The sequence below is a fragment of the Polymorphospora sp. NPDC051019 genome (genome assembly GCF_040683055.1).
GTDB lineage: Bacteria > Actinomycetota > Actinomycetes > Mycobacteriales > Micromonosporaceae > Polymorphospora > Polymorphospora lycopeni.
Genome location: NZ_JBFBCH010000051.1, coordinates 1 through 1,643 on the forward strand (window position 1 = coordinate 1; position 1,643 = coordinate 1,643).

Here is a 1,643-nt window from a genome sequence, read left to right on the forward strand (position 1 = left end):
CCGAAGACCTTGGAGGCGGGGGAACGCCGAACGGCGGCCCGCTGAACCAGTCGGGCCGCCGTTCGCGAAGTTGTGGATCAGAGCGAGCGGATGTTCTCCGCCTGCAGGCCCTTCTGGCCCTGGGTGATGTCGAACTCCACCCGCTGGTTCTCATCGAGGCTGCGGAAGCCGCTCGCCGAGATCGCGGAGAAGTGGGCGAAGACGTCGGCGCCGCCGCCGTCCTGGGTGATGAAACCGAAGCCCTTGTCGCCGTTGAACCACTTCACGGTACCTGTAGCCATGTCTGCTCCTTCGCAAGCTGTTAGAGGCCGCACTGCGCGGACCCTTACGCCGCCGCGTTGATCGCCCGCGCCGGAACCGACACGACAAACGAAAAAAGCGCCTGGATGGGTTCAGATAACCCCATCAGGCGCCGAAAACGTCTAAGGAAATCAAAACTGCAACTGGGAGAAGCCTAGCACAGATGCCAGTCCCGCCAGCGCCCCATGTGCGCGGCCCCTGTCACCGCATCAGCCCTGCGCCCGGAATCCCCGCTGCCAGCTCATCGGCCCCGGTGGCGTCCGCGTGCTGGCCGCGGGTGTGCTGCGTCAGCGCGTTGCGCGCTCGCCTTGCTGGGCTGTCAAGAAGCGCCTTCTTGCTGGCCGCGGGGGATTCGGGTACGACAAACGGTCCCTCTCAAGGGTGGAGAAGGACCGTGCGGCGTGGGTCAGGCGGCGCCGGATTGCTGGCGGCGCTGGAGGTTCCGGTTGTGCTGGAGGGCTTCTTCGAGTTGGTCTTCGAGGATGATGATCCGGCAGGCGGCTTCGAGGGCGGTGCCGTGGTCGACCATCTCCCGGGCTCGTGCGGCCAGGCGCAGTTGGTAGCGGGAGTAGCGGCGGTGTCCGCCGGTGGAGCGGAACGGGATGATCAGTTTCGCCTCGTCGAGGCGGCGCAGGAAGTCCTGCGAGGCGCCCACGATCTCCGCGGCGCGGCCCATGGTGTAGGCGGGGTAGTTGTCGTCGTTGAGCATGTCGTCGGGTTGGGCCATACATACCTCTCCATGACGAGGGCCCCGGCGCACCACGCGCCGGGGCCCAGGGTTACGGGTTGAATACACCATCTACCGACAGGTTCGTCGGGTTCTCGTTTCCGCACCATGCCGCTATCAGCGGCAGGCGGGGTGAGGATCGCATAAGCGTGACCGGAGACCACCACCTCACGTTCGATGGGACTACGGTGTCCACCGCAGAACTGCAACTACGTCCTGACGGCGGGCGATCCAACGGTGTCCAGCCCTCCCTTTCCTCTTCTTCCATTACTGCGGTGCTACCCGCCGATGTCGGAGCCCCACGCGACTCATGGCCCCGCACACGTGCGGCGGATCTTTCCTGCATCAGGCGGAGCCCCGAACCTGCATCGGCCCTGCCTGCGGTTGCCCTGACCTGGAGTTACGTCAAGGTCTTGACCTGCACTTGCCTTACCTTGCTGCGTGCGGTGATGTGCTTCCACCGCAGTTACCGAGCGGGCCACGAAGTGTCCCGGGCCTGCTTGACGCTCGGCCTGTTTCGTCGGCGTCTTTTACCGATCTCCGTCGTCAACGCAAGCAACACTACCCAACCCGACCGACAATGTCTAGCCGCCGGAGACCAGATTTTCTCGGCGGA

At 65.0% G+C, this 1,643-nt stretch carries 2 protein-coding genes; both read right to left on the minus strand.

Translation table 11 applies throughout. From position 1 onward, the window contains the following. Window positions 1-77: 77 nt before the first annotated feature. A complete protein-coding gene (locus AB0M79_RS36295) occupies window positions 78-281 on the minus strand; it encodes a cold-shock protein (RefSeq protein WP_088981566.1) in 204 nt (67 codons plus the stop codon). A 425-nt stretch (window positions 282-706) separates the two neighbouring features. Then, the gene (locus tag AB0M79_RS36300) at window positions 707-1,027 is read right to left on the minus strand and encodes a MerR family transcriptional regulator (protein WP_364223362.1); all 321 of its coding nucleotides are present in this window, start codon (window positions 1,025-1,027) and stop codon (window positions 707-709) included. Window positions 1,028-1,643 lie beyond the last annotated feature (616 nt).

Excerpts from the sequence above, each read along its gene's own strand:
- AB0M79_RS36295 (WP_088981566.1), bottom strand. The coding sequence starts at position 281 with ATGGCTACAGGTACCGTGAAGTGGTTCAACGGCGACAAGGGCTTCGGT.
- AB0M79_RS36300 (WP_364223362.1), bottom strand. The coding sequence starts at position 1,027 with ATGGCCCAACCCGACGACATGCTCAACGACGACAACTACCCCGCCTAC.